The organism is Paenibacillus taichungensis (assembly GCF_050994985.1).
In the GTDB taxonomy this organism is placed as follows: domain Bacteria; phylum Bacillota; class Bacilli; order Paenibacillales; family Paenibacillaceae; genus Paenibacillus; species Paenibacillus taichungensis.
In genome coordinates, this window is record NZ_CP194720.1 from 6152809 (window position 1) to 6172645 (window position 19837).

The following is a 19837-nucleotide window of genomic DNA, read 5'->3' on the forward strand; positions in this document are numbered from 1 at the left end:
ATTTCTAATGAATTCTTCATATGTTAGTATGTTTAACGTCTTAAGCGCAGATGAATGAGGAGCGCTAATCGGATGTATGATGGGTGGAATATGATGCGCAATTGGGTTCGTAATGAAAATGTGCAAATGACAGCAGTTGCTTTTGCGACTGCTGTGGGGGCGCTCTTTAAAATAAATCCTTTTCGAGAGGATTACTTCCGGATTGGTCTGGGTGTAAGTATACTTTTATTTTTGCTGATGCTTATGCCGCATCTGTCTTATGTAAAGACAGGGATTTTGGCGGGGATTGCGAATTTCATTTTTCAATCGGCTGATTTACTGAATCATGTGAATTCGATCTCGGTCATCGAAAGCATGCAGGATAATCTGGGCGCGGGAATATATTATGTCGTGTTCACCTATGGCCTCAGCAAACTCAAGAACAGATTCCATGAGATACCGCCTCTTGTGCTGGGTGGATTGATTACGTGCATTGATTTTTCCTCTAATCTTGTGGAGCTATTCATTCGCGGTGTGTTGAGTGGGACAAATATCTTTTATATGAAAGAATGGCTTTATCTGCTGGTGCTCGGTGGTTTGCGAAGCTACTTTATCATCGGGCTGTATAACAGCTTTGCGGTGAGGCAGATGCGATTGCTGCATGCTGAACAGGAGAAGCGGATGGAGCAGATGCTGAGCGTTAACTCTGGTCTGTACGGTGAAGTCTTTTATCTGAAAAAAGCCATGAATACCATTGAAGGCATTGCCGTAGACAGCTACGACCTTTATCGTGATCTCAGAGAGCAGGAATTGAACCAATATAGCCAGCGGACGCTCGGCATTGCTCAACAGATTCATGAGGTCAAAAAGGACTCCCAACGTATCCTTGCAGGTCTGTTGAAATTGTACGATAGCGAAAAATCAGTGAATATGAGCCTTTCCGAGGTACTGAACTTTGCAACCAAAGGAAATCGGAAATATAGTGAAATGCTGAACAAAAAGATTGGGATTCATATCGACCAGCAATATGATTGCGACTCCCCTTACTACATTCCTCTCTTAACTGTAATGAATAATCTGATCGCCAATGCCGTGGAAGCCATTGAGAACAACGGAACAATTCGGATTCGAGTATTGGAAGAGGGAGCGGATGTGCAATTTGTGGTTATCGATTCTGGGAAAGGTGTACCCGAGGCGAAGCGAGACGTGATCTTCGAACCGGGTTATACAACCAAATTCAATGAAGTGGGCATTGCAGCAACCGGAATTGGCCTGTCCCATGTACGTGATATCGTTCAGTCTCTGGAAGGCCGAATTAGCGTGAAATCAGCGCCGCAAGGCAATAGGGGCTCCGCGTTTGTCGTATCGATTCCGAAAGCTAATCTTGTTAAGGAAGACTGTGCAGACGATGCTTTCTATCATGATCGTGGGTGATGAATATAGGGCGTTATTTTGTGCCAGTCTTTATATTTCAAAAGTAAATGTATTCTCCGTCCTCAGGAATCACGACTGAATCTAATAACTGCTGCTGTTCTATGTACTGTAATAGATCCTTTCTTGATGAAGTACAATGTCGGATGGCATCCATATGTACAGCGACAACTTTGGTGGAGGGTGAAGTCTTCAGGATTGTACCGATATCCTCGGGTATCATTGTAATGACGGAACCAAATAACAATTGAGCATTTGGTGCATTGACGATGCATATCCGGGGTTTGTGCTGCTCGAACACTTGCTTAATCTGATCTGTAAGGACACAATCACCCACAATATACAACGATCCGTCGTCAGGTGTATTCAGGATAAACCCGGATACGGGGCCAAGCAGTTTGGAGATGTTTCCTTTTGCGTGCTGACCACGAATTCTTGTAAAATCTATCCCCTCCCAGTGTTTGAACTGCTCGATAGGGAATACATTCTCGAACCCCCACGATAAAATGCGTTGTTGATCTACCGGCTGGCAAAGTACAGGCATCTTTTTGTTGAGTATTTTCTTTGCCGTTTTGTCAAAGTGGTCAACATGTAAATGTGTAACGAGTATCGCATCAATGTGTTTGAAAGTTTCTAGTGGCACAGATAATGGGACGGTTGGGTTTCTACGAACGTGACGTGTAAAGGGGATAGGCGGAAGTTCTCCCGTATCACTTAACATTGGATCAAGTAGAATCGTTTTTCCTTGTATGGTGATCAGGGAGGTAGCATGGCGGATATGCTGAATGGTTAGCGTCATGGCGAATATTCTCCTTAGATGGAACGTGTATTTGTTTAATAATACCGACCGGTCTGTTTTAAAATAACACAAACTACGCTCCTCATGCAATATCCTTGATTTTCTGTTTTCATGTACAGCATACGTATGAATACATGCTTGTATTAGGCCATAGGCGTATGATATTTTAAGACCAATCGGTATGAATGGAAAAGGAGGGAGCATTGTGCGCAAAGGCCAAATCACCAAAGAACATATTATTCGTGAGTCGGCAGCACTTTTCAACACGAAGGGATACACCGGTGCCTCCCTGTCTGAAATTATAGAACGATGCGGCGTTCGTAAGGGCGGGATTTATAATCATTTTGAAAGTAAAGATGAGATAGCACTGGCTGCTTTTGATTACTCGGTATCACAGATGCTGCAATTCCACTCACAGGCTCTTGAAGGCGTCACAAGTTCCAAAGACAAACTACTCGCCATATGCGGTGTTTATATTGATATGATGGAAAACAATACGCTGGAAGGGGGATGCCCCCTACTAAATACTGCGGTTGAAAGTGATGATGCACACCCTTTGCTGAAAGAAAGGGCACAGCATGCCATGACCAATCTGCTGAATGAGCTGACACAGGTCCTTATTCAGGGTACGGAGCAAAAGGAATTCAGAACAGATATTGCACTAGAGGAAGTGAGCAGCAACATCATCGCCATTATTGAGGGAGGCGTTATGTTAAGCAAGCTTTATGAAGATAGCAAGTATATCCGGCATGCCGTACTTCATATCACTCAATTTATGGATGACCGAATATTAATCCAATAATTTAATAGGAGAAAGGTGGATTAAAATGAATATAATCATTGATCAACAGGGCCGCTCCAAGGTCGCTATCGTCGAAAGCAATGACATCGTTATTAACAATACTCAAGATGCATTGGATTTGATGGCCTCAGTGAACTATACAGATGACGCACATAAAATCTTGATTGATAAATCCAACCTCACCGAAGATTTCTTCGAACTGAAGACCAAACTTGCAGGTGATATTTTGCAGAAATATGTGAATTACCAGGTTAAACTTGCCATAGTCGGAGATTTTGAAGGATACAACAGCAAAAGTCTCAGAGACTTCATCTATGAGTGCAACCATGGCAAGCATGTTTTCTTTTTGAAAAACAAAGAGGAAGCGCTTAAGGCTTTGCATAATATCGATTAATTCCACATGCAGAGCGGCAAGTCATCGATTAATTCCTTATGGAGGAGGTACTATTATGATTGCAGATTTGAAGCGAGTACCGAATGGCACCCTGGCTTGTTTTGAACGTCATTGGAGGCACGCTGCGGAGGATGTATGGTCCTTTTTGACGGAAAACGAAAAGCTTGCAAAATGGTTCTCCGAACTCGAAGTAACGGATCTTCGGGAAGGTGGAAGCATCAAGTTTAATATGCCGGATGGCACCTTTATGGAACTCAACATTATCGAGCTTATCCCTGGCTCTGTTCTCGAATATACTTGGGCAGAAGACCGGGTTCGATTTGAGCTGTATCCAGAGCCGAATGGGTGTCGTCTGCTGCTTCTCGAAACCATCCATCACATCACAAGCCATACGCCTAAGGATCTAGCGGGGTGGCATGTCTGTCTGAACGTCATTAAGGCATTACTGGATGGCAGTACCTTGGAATCTCGTGAAGCAGAATGGAAAATCTGGTACGGGAAGTACCAGAAGCATGTAGACCATTTTCTCAAAATCTAGTCATATGAGACCGCCCTTTGGGCGATAATCATGCGGGAGGAATAGATCGTGAAGGCTAATGAGAAATTACAGACGTACGCGTTATCTGATGTCAGCAATCTTAAAGTACATGGCAGAACGACAGGACAACGGTCGCCCCTAACCTTGTTTTGGACTGGAAGTGCGGTTGAACTTAATGTAAAAGGCTCTGAGTTGTGGGTGGAATTCGAATCTGATTATGACCTGTATGAACCTTGGATCAGCATTCTGATTAACGGTGTCCCGGTGAGCAGACAGATGTTAACGGCGGGAAGGTATTGGATCTGCGTATTCCGAGGAATGAACGAGAATGTGGTGAAAAATGTACGCATCGTCAAAGATGTACAGGCCATGAATGGAGATCCGGGCTGTTCCTTGCAGATTAATGCAGTGAAGTCCGATGGTGTCTTCGTGCCTGTTGAGCAGAGACCGTACAAGATTGAATTTATCGGCGACAGTATTACATCCGGAGAAGGCGCAATTGGAGCCAAAGCGGAAGAGGATTGGATTCCGATGTGGTTCAGCGCCATACATAATTATACGGCCATGACAGCAGAAACGCTGAATGCAGAATACCGCGTCATCTCACAGAGCGGCTGGGGTGTGCTGACGAGTTGGGATAACAATCCGAATGCAAATATCCCTGCTTATTACGAGCAAATCTGTGGATTGGTGACCGGAGATAAGAACGCAGCGCTTGGGGCAGGGGACAAGCATGATTTTAACGCCTGGCAGCCAGATGTAGTGGTGATTAACCTGGGAAGCAATGATGGAGGAGCTTTTCAAACCCCGGCATGGAAGGACCCCGCTACCGGAAAGTTGTACAAGCAACGCCTTAACGCAGACGGGACTTACCATGAAGAGGATCTTGCTGTTTTTGAGAATGCTGCGACCCGATTCCTAATTCAACTTCGAAAAAACAATCCTGAGGCGCATCTCGTATGGGCATACGGCATGCTTGGGTTCCCGATGATGCCAGCGATTTATCGTGCTGTTGACGCTTATACGAAACAGGCTGGAGATACGAAAGTCTCGGTGATACAGCTTCCCAATACGACCGAGGAGACGGTAGGCGCCAGAAGCCATCCGGGTGAGTTATCTCATCGAAGAACTGCTGATGCGTTAGCGGAATATCTAAAGGAAATTTTAAAATAAATTTTAATTTACATTTGAAATCGGAAGAGCCAGACCTCTCTTAGTTAGAGAGGCCTGGCTCTTCTTTTAGTACACCTTATACATCGAAAGGGATGTGTTAACTACGCTAAAGTTACTTCCCTTGTACCTGATAGCGGATCGAAATGATCTGCCCCAGCGTGTACGTATGAATCATTTTGAAATGAGTTGGTACCGTTCCTATTGGAAAGAGGGGAATTCCTTCACCCAGAACCTTCGGAATAATGGCAATCTCAACCTCATCGAGCAAGTGTTGTTCCAGAACGGCTTGCACCAGCTGGCCTCCGCCAACAATCCAAATGTCACCGCTGGAGTCCTGCTTCAACCGAGGAATCAGGTTCTCTACAGCTTCGTCCGTAAATTGTACGTGTGGAGCAGGGGCTTGTTGGGAACGGGAAAGTACATATGTCGGGCGATCCGCATAGGGGAAATCCTCTGACAGCTTGAGCACCTCTTCATACGTAAGACGTCCCATAACCACCGATCCAATCGTTGAATAGAACTCGCCATACCCGTTATCGCCACCATTACCTTCCACATCGAACAGCCAATCCACCGAACCATCCGGTCTTGCAATGTATCCATCCAGACTCATCGCAATATATAACACGACTTTATGGTTAGACATATCAATCGCTCCCTTCTGAAATGTATGATACACTCCAACTATGACAAAAGTTGACGTAGTTAGGTGGGGTGAATATGAATAATCGAAAACTCGCATTGATGCGACTCATGGATTCGAGAAAGAAGTTTACGGCTCGTGAATTGGCGGAGCGTTTTCAGGTGTCGATCCGTACGATCCAGCGAGATCTGAATGATCTGCAGGAGTTGGGCTTTCCTTTGTATACGGAGGTTGGAGTGAACGGGGGTTATCGAGTGCTTCCTAATCGGATTTTGCCACCCCTTCAACTCACACAGCATGAGGCGTTGGGTTTGTTTATGATGATTGAATATTTGGAGAACGTCCCGGATTTTCCGTATGGATCGATTCGTGAGCATCTCGCCGAGGAATATTATTCAACTTTACCTCAGGATGTACAGGATCTGATTACACGGATGAGGCAGCACATTACGTTTCTTCAACATCATGCTGTGCAGGTCGAGGCACTAACAACAGAGATATTAAGCGCGGCAGTAGATAAAAGAGAGATCGAATTTATATATCATTCCCGGCAGGGACATAAAAAAGTACAGGCTTTCCCCATCGGCATCTATTACGATCACGGGTATTGGTATATGCCAGCCCGGAGGAAGGATCGGGTGCTGTTGTATCGAGTGGATCGAATGCAGGAGCTGGTTATGCTGGATTCTATCAACGAGTCGGTTCCTAGTTTGAAAGAGTGGCTGAATTATAAGGAAAACAGAAAAAGCGTAGAAGTCGTACTACAATTCACGGATTTTGGGGCGAGAATGGCAGGATCAGATGTACTGTTCAAGTCGGTTGAAGGGAATGAGTGGAGAGGACTTGTCCCGCCTGAGGAGTTTCCTTTTACAGCGCGGAAGCTGCTCTCCTATGGGCCTGAAGTGAAGGTCGTTGAGCCGCTGGAGCTGCAACAACAAGTGAGAGAGATGCTAGAACGGAGTTTGAACCAGTACTGAATGTTGTAAAGGATATTGTGTTCTCATATGGAACATATAAGAGTACCATGAAAGTAACTTATATAGGATTCACCGAATGGGGGGCTACCATGAATCAATTCATAAGAAGTTTCACGATCCGCTCTATGCAGAGTCCATGCGATGAACAACGGCGGTTGTTTGTATAGAGCTTGAAATCTATTTCCGCCACACCACTATAATGCGTATAACAAGTGTTCATCGGTTGACTCTGCTGCCTTAAAGATCTTAACTTTTAAGGAGCGGAGCAAATATGAAATATATTAACGCAGACACGATCTTTCCGGAATCATTGCTAAAGGAGATCCAGCGCCACATTCCTGGTGGATTGGTGTATATCCCTAAACCGAAGGAAGCCCATCAAAAGTGGGGCGAGAGTTCGGGCAGTCGGATGATTTTGAAGCAAAGAAACGATGAGATTCGCCAGCTATTCGTTGCGGGTATGTCCATCGACCAGCTCATAGAAAAATATTGTTTGTCCATCGACAGTATCAAGAAAATTGTATATTCCAAAAAGTGATTTAAGGGTTAGAGCTGCATTCGAGTTATCGAATGTGGCTTTTTGTGTAGGAATTAGTTTAAATGGTTTGCTGCCTATATTGTGCGAAAGAAGACCAATACAATGAGATTATAGAACTGTTACTAACAAAACATTACGTTATCTGTGGGGGGAACAACATGAAAATTGAAGTACAGTTAGCTCATAACCATGAGGCATATATCATCAAAAACATGTATCCTCTATACCTTCATGATTTATCCGGACATTATGGGCTGAAAACAGAACACACTCCGAATCAACATGGGATTTTCGAAATGGGTGATGATTATAAAACGTTGCAAGATCAATATGATGTCCAGAACATATGGTGGGAAAAACCGAACGTTCTCTATACATTTTTGATTAGAGTAGATGGCGTACCAGCAGGTTTTGTATTTGTGGCTACTGCGCCGCATTGTTCGGCAGACACGGATTTCTTTGTACATGAATTCTTTCTAATGCAGCCATTCAGAGGTGTGGGGATTGCAGAGTACGCTGCAAAAGAGGTATTCCAGAGATATCGGGGCCGATGGGAGTTGTTCACGAATCCTTCGGAGAAAAATAAAGTAGGTCAACACTTTTGGCGAAAAACTGTATCGAACTATACCCAGGGAAACTATGTGGAGCTTCAGGACCAAACGCATGATGGAGAAAAGTTGATCTTCAGATTTTCAAACCGTTAATCGTTAGTTTAGATAATATATTTGATTATATCTAAGGGCCTAAGGAGTAATCTGGTAGGCTCTTTTTTTGTTTGTGGATATTTCTTCACGTTTAACCCGCAGCATTCGCAAGGTTTGTCCTTCCGGAATATGATATAGCATGCCAAGGTCGCAAATCTTCATTATTCTTCTTAGTTTCATCGACTGCTTCTTCAGATTTGAATTCTATACGGATCTCAGAAATCAACTTAGGGGGTCGGACAGCATGGAGTGGTTATCCTTTTTGAAGCAATACATCCAGGGTCCCCGATGGATTGGGGCCATTGCCCCCAGCTCAAAATATCTAGCAGCTAAAATGGTGAAAGACATCGCATTTGACCGTGCATCATGCATTGTGGAGTATGGGCCAGGCACGGGGGTATTTACGGAAATGCTGCTTGCGAACATGCAGCCAGGGACGGTTCTGATCCTGATTGAAAACAACGCCCGCTTCTGCCAGTTGCTTCGCAAAAAGTACGGTCATCTTCCGAATGTACACATCATTCACGATTCTGCCGTGCATGTCGATCAGCACATACAACAATATGGACTGGATAAGGTTGATTACATTGTATCCGGACTGCCTTTTGCGAGTCTGCCTGCGGAGGTATCACTGGACATTTTATCTAAATCAAGGCAATATTTGAAACAAGATGGCAAGTTCATTACTTTTCAGTACACGTTACTTAAACGGGGATTACTCAAGCAATTTTTCGAAAACGTAAGCATGACAAGGGTGTACCGTAACCTGCCGCCTGCTTATGTATTCAGCTGTAGTCAATAACAAGAACGCACAGGATGGAGGATGATTTTGCGTAAATTAAATTATATCATCGGAATAGTTACTCTGATGTCTGTCGTAATGATGGGGTGTAACGAGTCCCCAAAAACCGAAAGTATTCAAGAGCCAGCTCCATCTTCAACGAGTCAGTTGAGTATATTGACGAACCAAAAGGCATCTGCCCAGGAAGAGCAGCAGGCTCTTGAAATGAGCTTGGAATATAAAAAGGCGGAGTTTGCCGTCGATAACACGAAGGGTGAAGAATTATTAACCGTAGAAAAGGTGCTAGCCAAAAAAGAGATCTTGAAGCCTTTCCTGACTGAACGGAATCTTGAAAGAAACAGTATGGGTTTGCCTTTTCAGGTGGCAGACAAAGAAGATGCGTCACTGCATGCTGAAGATATAAAGGCAAAGATGAAAGAAAGTAAAAATGATTGGATGCTCGTGGAGTACACGCTAAATTTGGTATTCACGAATTATGATGGAGTAGAAACGAAGACCATTCCGTTAGAAGGGGAGATTACCTTTTTACAAGAACAAGGAGAATGGCGTATTCAGGACGACACATACAATATGAAGGCATTCTTGGATATCGTCAATAAGTCTTCCAGCCAATGATGGACTGGTGTAGTCAAATGGGTTCAGCGCTTCCTCGTACACACCAATCACAAATTTTATATAGCAAAAGAGGCCACGTCTCCAGTTAAGATTCCTGAAGAAGCAGCCTCTCTCCCGAGATGTGGATGCTCATTCTCATCTCCAATTTCTAAACTGAAAATCAGCTCGCCCAAACGTGGCATCACTCTTCACCGTTGCACTACTGGAGGCATTGATGGCATCCAGCTGCAATACATAGTCGTAATGCCGGATGTAGTATCCGGGCTGGCTGTACGACTGGAGGGATACTTTGGAGCTGTCAGCCCAGCCGGCGCTGCTCAGGAAAGTGGCATCTCCTTTGTAGGTGGCGGTATCCGTGTACGCTTCAAGTACGATTTTGTTGCTGGCATTGCGCTTCAGGAAGTAGCCAGGGAAGTTGATGGACTCCAGGGAGATGCCTGTAGAGCTGGCCAAACCGGTTACAACGCGGAACTGGGAATCTAGTACAGGTGAGACGTTGGCGTCGATCCGTGCAGTGAAGTTGGAATGACGGATGTACCGATCCGGATAATTGAAGGAGCTGAAACGGCTGTAATTCGTCGCATCAGGTGTTGCTGGGCCTAGCATTTTGACCTCGTGCAGGGTTGGGGTGTACCAGTTACCCGGATTGTTCCACAGGACAGCATTGACCATATTGATACGTACATACCGGGCGGTAAAATGAACAGCGTCGGTCGTAAACCCATAGGTGGTATTGCTGGTTCGATCAAGCGAAGAGTAGTTGACGCCATCGTTGCTGATCTCAATTTTGTACTTATAATAGCCTTCCGATCCTTTATACATAAACCAGGAGATATCGATCTCCGTGATAGTCTTCGGTGCACCGAAATCGACCTGCCACCAGGCTGGCCAAGTATTGGACGACGCTGTCCAAGAAGTCTGATAGTTGCCGTCATTAACATTGGATGCAGTTGAGCCAGAGGCTGTGGAGATGGCGGTAGCTGTTTTGCCTTGGGCATGATTAACAAGAGAAGGTGGCGTTACCGTGCCTGTTACAGCATCGATATTCCACTCTTTGTACCATTCCAGTGAGGCGGTTCCGTTTGAATCATTCAAGGTTAAAGGAAGCCAAATATGTTTATGTTCACCAAGATTGAGTGGATTCCAGCGGTCTCCCATATAAATATACGATGTGGTGTTGCTGCCTGTAATGGTGGCAATATCATGGATCTGGGAGCCGAAGGCCGATGGATTGCCATAAGGTGTAAGAGCGGACCATGTGCCTGTCATGGACGATGCGGTGGCATACGCGCCCTGATTTGGATACCAGCCAGCAGCCTGAGAGGTGAAGAGGTAGTAGCGATTGCCCTTTTTCACAACGGCAGGAGCTTCACGATAGGCGTTCTCGAATTGCCAACCCACAAAGGATTCCACACCGGTATAGCTGGCGTTCATTTTGAAAATAGCCATGGTATCATTGGCCCCGCCATTCTTGCGGGATGCTGTGATCAGATAACCTGTACCGTCTGTATCTACAAAAACAGTCATGTCGCGTGACTCGTAATCCAAAGGCCGAAAACTTCCCTCATACGTGAATTTACCGTTTGGTGTGCTACTCGTTGCTACCGCGACCCGTCCCAGATTGTAATCTGTACCGTTCTCGTAATGTGCCCATAGCACATACTGCTTTGTGGCGGCGTTGTAGATGACTTTGGGACGTTCGATTTTGCTGGAGGCCAGCTCGGTGGCTGAATCCTTGGTCAGAATGGCATTGCTGAACGTCCAATTCTTCAGATCGGTTGAAGTATAGACATTAACGCTGTCAAACTTGCCACCGACCGCATGCTCGCCGTACCAATAATACGTGCTGCCGACTTTCAGAATGTTTCCGCTATTGGCCTGAATGGGGTTGCCTGCGGTATCCAGCCAATCGGAGCCGTTAGTGATGGTCACGCTTGCCGCACTGGTCCGTTCGGGATGAATGCCAAACATGGTTAGCGTGAGCGCGAAGACCAGAAACCAGACTGCTTTCCTATTGCCCATTACACACACCTCCTAATATCGGTCCTTTGTGAAGCGTTTACATATTTAGTGTAATTAAAATGGAATCTTGTACAAGTGAACAATGTGTACCCTGATGAACAAATGGAACTTTATCCGGAATATAGCGGCGATAGCGAGTAATTTACCTCATTCAATATATAAAAAAAGGGATCGTAGACTTATAAAATAAGCCACTATCCCTTTTTAAATAACACTCTATTTAAACAGATTCAAAATCTATTTATGACCTTTGCGAACCTTGAGCTGCATCTTTTTGATCGTTGTATTCTGCATAACCTCAAGCACGAGTGGGCCTTTACCGTTCAGAATTTCCACATCGGTTACATTATCCAGAATGGTAATAATCCCGATGTCGTCTGCAGTGACGCCTTCAATCTTGGCGATGGTGCCCACGAAGTCTACCGCACGGAGTTTCTTTTTCTTGCCTCCGTTGAAGTTCAGCTTCATGATCTGTTGGTTCAACTGTTCACGCTTGTCCTTTTTGCGTTCAGGCACGATCTTCAAACGCTTCTCGAACTCTTCCCGCCGACGGTCCACAGCATCCTCGGAAGGAGCTTTAACAACAGGGATCTCAAATCCGATATACGATTCGATCTCGGCCAGACGTCTGCCATCCTTCGGGGTAACCAAGGTAAAGGCTTTGCCTGTTTTACCAGCGCGACCCGTACGACCTGTACGGTGCACGTATCCCTCTTTTTCCAAAGGAATATCGTAGTTGATGACATGGGTAATATTCGTGATATCAATCCCGCGTGCGGCTACATCCGTTGCAATCAGATAACGGAATTGTCCTCTTCTGAATGCATTCATCACTTCGATGCGCTCATCTTGTTCCATGCCTCCGTGGATACGATCCGCTGGATAATCGAGGTCAGCCATGACACGGAACAGTTTATCCACGTTCTCCTGCGTACGACAGAACACGATACAGCTATCTGGATTTTCAACAATAAACAGGTCTTGAAGCAGCGCCGTTTTGTTCACCTCTGGCACGTGAATCACGGCATGTTCAATCGTGGCTGTGGTAAGACCACTTGCCTTGATCTCAATCTCCACCGGATTGTTCATGTATTTGCGTGACAGCTTGGCCACATCTTCAGGGAACGTCGCGGAAAATAACATCGTCACTCGCTCACTAGGCAGAGCTTGAATAATCGATTGAACCGTCTCTATGAAGCCCATATTCAGCATTTCATCCGCCTCGTCAATGACAAGGTATGAGATCCGATCCAGCGGCAGGGTGCCACGTTCGATATGGTCCAGTACCCGTCCCGGTGTGCCTACAGCGACATGCGTTCTTTGTTTTAACTCGGCTTTTTGAACATGAAAAGGAGACTGACCGTATAGTGCGGTTGCTTTTATACGTTTAAAGCGTCCGATATTGGTAATATCTTCGTTAACCTGCAAAGCTAACTCGCGGGTTGGCGTGAGAATCAAAGCCTGCGGTTTATTTTCGTTCCAATCTACCAGCTCACAGACTGGAATGCCGTAGGCCGCTGTTTTCCCGCTGCCTGTTTGGGATTTGACTACAAGATCTTTATTTTCAAGGGCAACTGGAATAACGTTTGTTTGAACCTCCGTTGGGGTTTCATAGCCCAGGCTATCCAGCGCTTTTACGATTTCTTCGCCAAGTCCATAATCTTTAAATTGTTGCTTACTCATCGTTAACCTCTTTTACGTTAGTTTTGAATACAGGGGCGTTTGGAATCGCATTTTGCGATATGCTTACATATAAGCATTGCACCGTACATTTATCGTATACCTCTTCATTATACTCTATATATAGATGCGCTAACGGAGTAATTGCTATAAGCATTTAGTTTAATGCTGCCAAACTTCATTTTCCGAGAAAAACTGTGAGCAGCACCTATGGGAAGTGGCTTACCTCCGAAGGGGGAAGGTGTATCAAAGCGTTCCACGTGTAACGAAATGTATCGAATGTTATGCTTTCTATTAATGGATGACCATCTTCAAAGCCTTAGTCTGCGGAGGATAAGATTTGGCGATAACCCCACCTGTCCATACATCTGCACTTCGACCAACCAGTGTATCATCCAAAGGTGCTGCGACAATCTCTCCTTCAATGATAAGTTCGGCATTTGTATGAAGAGAAATCAAGATGGGGCCTGATTTATTACCGTTATCTTCTTCATTATCGATGAGGACCTGTCCCTTTTCTTCAACAAAATCCGTGATCACCCCGCTAACAGAAGCTTTCCCCTCCTCCTTTTCTGCTGATTCTTCTGAACATCCTAGCGTTAACAGAAGCAAAATAAGCGGCATTAGGGATAATTTTCGCACAATGGACATTCGTTGCTCACCCCATCCTTTGTAATGTATCTATTAGGTATGACGGTTTTTGAGCTACCAAGGTTCCTACACATCGCTGAAAAAATACAAAAAACCGCCATTTAAGCTGGAACTAGAAAATGGAATATGTTAACATATGGTTAACTTACGGAACGGAGGGATACGTGTGGCAAATTTTATCCGATGGAGATAGTATGGCGAAACGTTTGTTTGCGCTTGCTGTATTTCTGCCTGTGTGCAGCTCATCGGGATCGGTTTGCCTATTTACACGTATGCCGCTAGTCATTAAAGAAACGCTCTTTTAGAGTGGTCCTTTAACGTACTACTATTTTTTGGCGAGCATTCAGGTACACCCAATATTCGAGATGAACTGCACAGGCATGGATGTCTGTGTTTTTTATTTTATTGAGGAAAAGGGGAGATCCTGAAATGACAAAATTGAACGTGAATGAGCAGTTGGAATTTCAAAAGGAACTAACATCTTTAGCTGCACAGAATGGGCTTCATATTGCTGAGGAATCCATGAAAATTAACGAGTCCGGTATGGACTTTCGGGTAGCGTTTGCCACCGATGAACAGGGACAACAGTGGATACTGCGCCAGCCACGGCGCGAGGATGTATGGGAAAGAGCCGAAAATGAGCGCAAGGTGCTGGAGGTTATTAAAAGCCGACTACCGGTAGAGGTACCAGAGTGGCGGATTTGTACACCGGAACTGATCGCTTATCCTTTACTTGATGGAGAACCGATTGCGGTCGTTGATCCGGCAGGGGGAGGATACGCATGGCGATTTTCACAGGATAGCTTATCCGACGATTTCTTCGATTCGCTCGCTACTTCACTAGTGGCATTGCATAACATTGATCCTGATGAGGCGATAAAGGGCGGAGTGCGCAGCAAGACGCCTACAGAAGCTCGTGAAGCTTTTGCAGCCAATATTGAAGAGATTAAACAAAGCTTTGAGGTGCCAGAACAACTGTCCAAGCGGTGGGAAGCTTGGCTGACAACGGACAGCTATTGGCCTGAACACTCAACGTTCAATCACGGTGATCTGCATCCGCCGCACATTATCGTCGACGATGCCCAGCGGGTTACCGGGCTGATTGATTGGACGGAGGCAGAGATTGCCGACCCGGGTAAGGATTTTGTCATCTATTATGCGCTCTTCGAAGAGGAAGGCTTACGGAATTTGCTTAATCGCTATGAGAAGGCAGGGGGAAGGACATGGCCGCGGATGCTGGAGCATATTCGGGAGCAGTGGGCGGCATACCCGGCAATCGTTGCGCAGTTTGCATTAATCACTGGGGAAGAATCCAATATGGAAATGGCGAGAGGCATGCTTGCGAGCTGGGACGTTAAGCGGGATTAATATAAGGTTGAGGAAACGCTGGGAGGAGAAGGGTGCGTGATAAAACTTCGTGTAATGTGTTGGTTGTTCGCTATCACGTTTACAGTCGGTCTATTGGGCTGCTCGGCCCCTTTTTCTAACTCAGATGATGATCAATCAGATGTTTTAGATGTTCTCTCCCAAAAACGGTTACAGGAGCTGAGGGAGGACTACCCATTATCGTCACAGTCTCTCGTGACCCCATGGATGAAAAAAGTGACCTTTAGAGAGATCATGGACTTCTCAGATGCAGTTGTTGTGGCAGAGGTTGTGAGCGTTCTTCCGGATTTCAGCATGGTGATAACCACTGAACCAGATACACCCGAACGCACAATGACAGAAAAGCAGGAGACTATGGGTATGACTCCCTACGAAGCTGAGTTCGTCTCTTACAAAGTAAAGGTGCACGAAGTGATTACAGGAGGAGATGTAGCCAAGGAAACATTTCTGTTCTATAACGCAGCGTTTGCGGCGTTCGATCCAAAACTTATGCCTGGTCAGAGAATAGTTACAGCAATCAAAAAAGGAGTAGAGTCCGAGCAACGTGGAGGTTATTACTCCTCTCGTTATGGCACGTACTATATCGTCGATGGGGATTATGTCCTTTCTGCCTACGAAGGGTTCTCCAATGAGGCGCTTGAATTCACTAAACAAACGAATGGAATCAAGCTGGATCAGTTTGTGAAAAAGGTTCGAAGCTTGGCGCAGGAGTAGGTGGACACGTAACGTATGGCTCTAAAATCCAAAAAAGAAAAGACCTCTTCCACATGCATTGTGGAGGAGGTCTTTCAATTTATTTCAGCATACTTACATATTTTCCGTAGACATAAGCTACGCGTCCATCCAGTTTCACTTTGACCCAACCATACTTATCTGTACTGATTACTTCAAGGACGGTGCCTTTCGGTACGGCAGTAACTACTTTGGCTTTGGATGAAGCGCTAGAGCGCATGTTCAGGTAGGCTGCAGTAACCTTGGCTTGTTTACCTTTTACGACTGTACCCGGTTTACCTGTACTTGGTGATGTAGATGGTTTGTCGGGTTTCGATGTGTCTGGTTTCGGTACCGTTGGTGTTGTCGGCTTCTCAGGTGTATTAGTCTCTTCCTCAGCACTGCCAGTGGACGCCTTGCGAGCTTTATTCAGCTCTTGATAGAACTCACCTTTGGTTTTTACGCCAGAGAATTTCGCGATACTTACGTTCGCTTTGGCGGCAAGTGCAGTCATTTCTTCTTCAGTCACCGCATCCAAAATGTTAATGGACGCAATATTGGTATACTTGCCATCTTCCGTTGTCGGAACAGACATGATGCCATCATTAATCAGCTCTACGATATCTGCACGTGCAGGTGCTGTCAGATCAACACCCGTGATTTTCCAGTTGTGCTGGATTTTCGGTTCATAAACGCCTTTCATCACGTCTTTGAGATAAGCAATGGACAGATTACGGATCGTACCTTGAATCTCGCCAAATGCCGAAGCATCCTTGGAGGACCACAATTGCTTGAACTTACGTCCTTCCAGTGCCCCACCTTTGGCAATCAGGGCTTCCATCCGGTAGGCATTCATGCCGAGCTTGAGTGTATCTTCTTCTTTAATCACTGTGCCATTGCTGTATTTGAGGTTCGTAATCCGACTGCCGTAAGGCTTGGTCAGGTCAATTTCATACGTCACCCCGCCAAAGAAATCGTCGGTGCTGTATTTGGAAGCACGTCGTTTCGGATCAAAACTGATCGTCACATCACCAGGACGTGTGGAGTTAAAATAACCCGCAGACCATTCCATGTAATCCTTCAGATCACGTCCGGTCACTTCATATACCGTTACTTCACCAAAGGTAAATTGGTAGTTGAACGCAATATCCTTTTTCTTGATCGGTCCGACATCCAGCTTGGCTTTATCGTTATCGATCTGGTGCGCGACTACGTCGGCATCGCTATAGTGCAGCATGACTTCAGTGAAGAAGTCAGAGAGTGGTGTCTCCTGAATCTGCACAGCAGGAATGCCTTTGATCTCATCTGCTGGTACCAGGTTGGTTCCTTTTAGCTCAGCTACTTCAATGTTGGCATCGGCACGAGCGAACTCGTGGAACGGATGCAGTGTATCTTCCAGTCCGGGATCGGACACTTCATAAGAGCCATCAGCTGCTTTTACAGCGAGTGCTTGTGCTTCCTTGCTTTTCAGTACAACCTTGTCGCCTTCTTTGGCAAACGTGAGGTCAATCCGTGAAATGTGTGAACCATATTTGTTCGGCTCGGAGATCAATACGCCGTTAACCGTTTGGGATTCAATCAGCGTATGCATGTGTCCGGCAAAAATAGCAGCCAGCTCCGGGTTGGCATTGGCAATATCCGTAACCCCGGTGCCCGGGTTCCCGTTCTCGTTATCGAGTCCCATATGCATAAGTCCAACCATGACGTCCACTTTGCCTTTCAGCTCAGCGATGGCCTTCTTGGTCTCCTCTACCGGGTCTTTGACAATGATGCCGTCCAGGTGATCCGTACCTTTCTCGAACTCGGTAATCATAGGTGTGTTCATTCCGATGACGCCAACCTTGATACCGTCCTTCTCAATAATCGTATAAGCAGGCATGTAGCGGTCGCCGTTTTCTTTGAAAATGTTACCTACCAAGGGTTGTCCCTTGAACTGTGAGGAAATCTTCTCTAATACGTCCAATCCAAAGTTAAATTCATGATTCCCCATGACCCATGCGTCATATTTCATTTCGTTCATTGCGACCATCATGGGAGATTGGGGTTGATCGTTGAACAGTTCAGCAGAATTGTCCTGAATCATATCGCCTGCATCCAACAGAATCGTATTTGGATTCTCAGCACGTACTTTTTTCACGATCGTATACAACTGCGTCATGCTGCCGGTTGGGTTTGGACCGTCCAGGGCATAGTCCCACGGCATAAATCGGCCATGAATGTCCGATGTTCCCAACAATGTAATCTTGGTTTCCTTGTCTGCTTCAGCAGCCTGAGCCGGAGTGGAGGCAAAAGGTGCGAAGAGGATGGAGGCACATAAGAGGAATGATAAGGGCCATCCGGCGTAACGTTTCGGTGAAAATTTGCGCATGTTGTAATCTCCCTTGTTATCTAGTGTTATGTAAAGATATGTATCATTGGAGTTAATACTAGATAAACATTTGGTAAATGTAAACCACAAAATGACAAATAAAAGAGACTACTCTGGATCATCCGATAGGAATTCACTGGAAATGATTAGAGTAGTCTCTACACGTCTCTTTATATGTTTAAACTTCTTCCTCAACAACACCCAAATCATATTTGATTGTAGATGATGCTGGGCACTTAACTTTTAAACCGTCTCTATTGAACTACGACTACGAGAGGTGAAAAATTTTATTTTGACAACGATGGATACCAAAGCAAGCAGACCAAAGATTATTCCGCTCCAGATGACCTGATGAATTCCAAGTTGGGCAATGAACCAGCCGCCAATGGAGGTTCCGAGGGTAATCCCCAGATTAGAGAAAGAGACAAAGAGGCTATTTCCGAATTCAGGTGCTTCCTGAGACTCAGTCGTAAGCCAAGTTTGGCTGACAATCAGACCGCCAGAGTGAATCGCACCCCAGACGAACACCATGATAACCATCGGAATGAAATAGGAACCTGCATAGAAAACGAGTAAATAAGCCGCCATGTATAGCACCGGGAAGAGGAGAACAGTTCTCGGAATATTCCGATGCAGCAGCTGTCCGAATACCAAATTTCCGGCAATCATAATAACACCAAAGGCCAAGAGCATCACACTAATCCATGAACCGCCCATTTGGGTGACTTGCCCTAGGTATTCGGCGAAATAACTGTATACGGAGAACATCGCTGCAAAAATAAAAATGACAGTAGCAATATTTAGCCACAGCGCAGGTTTACGCAAAATGCCGATCTGTTTGCCATAAGACATCTTCTCTTGCACAGGCATCGAGGGCAGCCAAATCCATATACCGATGAAAGCAATGAGACTGACAACCGCTCCGAACCAGAACGCAACCTCCAACGAGAAGCGTTCCGCAAGGTAGGAAGTTAAGGGCACGCCAAATGCAAAGCCGGCAGTGATCCCGGTAAACACTTTGGCAACGGCCTGACTGCTTTTTTCCGGTGGGACCAGCTTGGCACCCGTGACGAGAGCAACGGAGAAGAAGACCGGATGGAAAATGGCCGGGATAATCCGAAAGATTAGCATCATGTCGAACCGGGTTGTGTAGGCATATACTACGTTGGAAATGGCAAACAACAGCACGGCAGTTAACAAAATGGTTTTACGATTGATACCAGATACAAGCAAAGTCAGAAAAGGGCCAGACACGGCAACAACGAGAGCGAAAATACTTACCAGCCATCCAGCCTGTGCAGCGGTGATGTTAAATTTCTGTGTGATCAGAGGAAGCACTCCGATAATGCCTACTTCTGTAGTGATGATGGCGAATACACCCAGCGCCAGAATGAGGATGAGTAACGGATTAACCTGTTGTGATTTCGAATTCATGTAAAGTGTAGACCTCCAAATTAATTTATATATATAGAAAAATAGATATAATGGACTAGAAAAAGCCTCCTTACCTATAGAAAAATATACGGCCGATATAATAAGTTCTCAGAATTACATTATATCTATATTTATAGATTTGTAAATATAATAATATGTAACTCAATTTAGATAAGTCACCATTTTAGTG

The 19837-nt window shown here is 45.3% G+C and carries 20 protein-coding genes; 13 read left to right on the forward strand and 7 right to left on the reverse strand.

Annotated elements, in window-relative coordinates; genetic code table 11:
• Window positions 1-72: 72 nt before the first annotated feature.
• On the forward strand, window positions 73-1413 hold the full coding sequence (locus ACR1R9_RS27840) for a sensor histidine kinase (RefSeq protein ID WP_433922240.1): 1341 nt from the start codon (window positions 73-75) through the stop codon (window positions 1411-1413).
• A 37-nt stretch (window positions 1414-1450) separates the two neighbouring features.
• Here ACR1R9_RS27840 and ACR1R9_RS27845 read toward each other — a convergent pair whose 3' ends face one another.
• Window positions 1451-2209 (reverse strand): MBL fold metallo-hydrolase, encoded by a 759-nt coding sequence (locus tag ACR1R9_RS27845; protein WP_433922239.1) that lies wholly within the window; start codon window positions 2207-2209, stop codon window positions 1451-1453.
• A gap of 205 nt (window positions 2210-2414) precedes the next feature.
• Between ACR1R9_RS27845 and ACR1R9_RS27850 the strand changes: the two genes are divergently transcribed.
• Genes ACR1R9_RS27850 through ACR1R9_RS27865 form a run of 4 tightly spaced genes read left to right on the forward strand, consistent with a single transcriptional unit; the run spans window position 2415 to window position 5116 of the window.
• Window positions 2415-3011 carry a TetR/AcrR family transcriptional regulator gene (locus tag ACR1R9_RS27850; protein ID WP_076287251.1) on the forward strand — a complete coding sequence of 199 codons (597 nt, stop codon included), beginning with the start codon at window positions 2415-2417 and terminating at the stop codon, window positions 3009-3011.
• A 25-nt stretch (window positions 3012-3036) separates the two neighbouring features.
• Window positions 3037-3405: a DUF4180 domain-containing protein gene (locus tag ACR1R9_RS27855; protein WP_099857839.1), complete on the forward strand. Its 369-nt coding sequence runs from the start codon at window positions 3037-3039 to the stop codon at window positions 3403-3405.
• 55 nt (window positions 3406-3460) lie between these two features.
• Window positions 3461-3943, forward strand: coding sequence for an SRPBCC family protein (locus tag ACR1R9_RS27860; protein ID WP_433922238.1), 483 nt, complete (start codon window positions 3461-3463; stop codon window positions 3941-3943).
• Window positions 3944-3991: 48 nt separating this feature from the next.
• On the forward strand, window positions 3992-5116 hold the full coding sequence (locus tag ACR1R9_RS27865; RefSeq protein WP_099857841.1) for an SGNH/GDSL hydrolase family protein: 1125 nt from the start codon (window positions 3992-3994) through the stop codon (window positions 5114-5116).
• A gap of 112 nt (window positions 5117-5228) precedes the next feature.
• Here the strand turns inward: ACR1R9_RS27865 and ACR1R9_RS27870 are convergent, their stop codons facing one another.
• Window positions 5229-5762 carry a dihydrofolate reductase family protein gene (locus ACR1R9_RS27870; protein ID WP_433922237.1) on the reverse strand — a complete coding sequence of 178 codons (534 nt, stop codon included), beginning with the start codon at window positions 5760-5762 and terminating at the stop codon, window positions 5229-5231.
• A gap of 74 nt (window positions 5763-5836) precedes the next feature.
• Here ACR1R9_RS27870 and ACR1R9_RS27875 point away from each other — a divergent pair, with 74 nt between their 5' ends.
• From ACR1R9_RS27875 to ACR1R9_RS27895, 5 genes are all read left to right on the forward strand, one after another.
• Window positions 5837-6736: a helix-turn-helix transcriptional regulator gene (locus tag ACR1R9_RS27875; RefSeq protein ID WP_433922236.1), complete on the forward strand. Its 900-nt coding sequence runs from the start codon at window positions 5837-5839 to the stop codon at window positions 6734-6736.
• A 271-nt stretch (window positions 6737-7007) separates the two neighbouring features.
• The gene (locus ACR1R9_RS27880; protein ID WP_433922235.1) at window positions 7008-7274 is read left to right on the forward strand and encodes a CD3324 family protein; all 267 of its coding nucleotides are present in this window, start codon (window positions 7008-7010) and stop codon (window positions 7272-7274) included.
• Window positions 7275-7432: 158 nt separating this feature from the next.
• Window positions 7433-7978, forward strand: a complete 546-nt coding sequence (locus ACR1R9_RS27885; protein WP_433922234.1) for a GNAT family N-acetyltransferase — start codon at window positions 7433-7435, stop codon at window positions 7976-7978.
• Between the two features lie 244 nt (window positions 7979-8222).
• Window positions 8223-8780: a class I SAM-dependent methyltransferase gene (locus ACR1R9_RS27890; RefSeq protein WP_175381984.1), complete on the forward strand. Its 558-nt coding sequence runs from the start codon at window positions 8223-8225 to the stop codon at window positions 8778-8780.
• Between the two features lie 27 nt (window positions 8781-8807).
• Window positions 8808-9395, forward strand: a complete 588-nt coding sequence (locus tag ACR1R9_RS27895; protein WP_433922233.1) for a hypothetical protein — start codon at window positions 8808-8810, stop codon at window positions 9393-9395.
• Between the two features lie 135 nt (window positions 9396-9530).
• On the opposite strand, the gene ACR1R9_RS27900 is transcribed toward ACR1R9_RS27895, so the two are convergent.
• The 3 genes from ACR1R9_RS27900 to ACR1R9_RS27910 all read right to left on the reverse strand — a co-directional run bounded on the left by ACR1R9_RS27900 (window position 9531) and on the right by ACR1R9_RS27910 (window position 13637).
• Window positions 9531-11366 (reverse strand): AbfB domain-containing protein, encoded by a 1836-nt coding sequence (locus ACR1R9_RS27900; protein WP_433923786.1) that lies wholly within the window; start codon window positions 11364-11366, stop codon window positions 9531-9533.
• A 288-nt stretch (window positions 11367-11654) separates the two neighbouring features.
• Entirely contained in the window at window positions 11655-13100 is a 1446-nt protein-coding gene (locus tag ACR1R9_RS27905) for a DEAD/DEAH box helicase (RefSeq protein WP_433922232.1), read from the reverse strand.
• Window positions 13101-13391: 291 nt separating this feature from the next.
• A complete protein-coding gene (locus ACR1R9_RS27910; RefSeq protein ID WP_433956404.1) occupies window positions 13392-13637 on the reverse strand; it encodes a hypothetical protein in 246 nt (81 codons plus the stop codon).
• 275 nt (window positions 13638-13912) lie between these two features.
• Between ACR1R9_RS27910 and ACR1R9_RS27915 the strand changes: the two genes are divergently transcribed.
• From ACR1R9_RS27915 to ACR1R9_RS27925, 3 genes are all read left to right on the forward strand, one after another.
• Window positions 13913-14053 (forward strand): hypothetical protein, encoded by a 141-nt coding sequence (locus tag ACR1R9_RS27915; RefSeq protein ID WP_310854234.1) that lies wholly within the window; start codon window positions 13913-13915, stop codon window positions 14051-14053.
• 124 nt (window positions 14054-14177) lie between these two features.
• Window positions 14178-15116 (forward strand): macrolide 2'-phosphotransferase, encoded by a 939-nt coding sequence (locus ACR1R9_RS27920; protein ID WP_433922230.1) that lies wholly within the window; start codon window positions 14178-14180, stop codon window positions 15114-15116.
• Between the two features lie 213 nt (window positions 15117-15329).
• Window positions 15330-15848 (forward strand): hypothetical protein, encoded by a 519-nt coding sequence (locus tag ACR1R9_RS27925; protein WP_326101813.1) that lies wholly within the window; start codon window positions 15330-15332, stop codon window positions 15846-15848.
• 79 nt (window positions 15849-15927) lie between these two features.
• Here the strand turns inward: ACR1R9_RS27925 and ACR1R9_RS27930 are convergent, their stop codons facing one another.
• Both ACR1R9_RS27930 and ACR1R9_RS27935 read right to left on the reverse strand, forming a co-directional pair.
• Window positions 15928-18213: a 5'-nucleotidase C-terminal domain-containing protein gene (locus ACR1R9_RS27930; RefSeq protein WP_326066688.1), complete on the reverse strand. Its 2286-nt coding sequence runs from the start codon at window positions 18211-18213 to the stop codon at window positions 15928-15930.
• Between the two features lie 243 nt (window positions 18214-18456).
• Entirely contained in the window at window positions 18457-19647 is a 1191-nt protein-coding gene (locus tag ACR1R9_RS27935; protein WP_310854230.1) for an MFS transporter, read from the reverse strand.
• Between the last annotated feature and the right edge of the window lie 190 nt (window positions 19648-19837).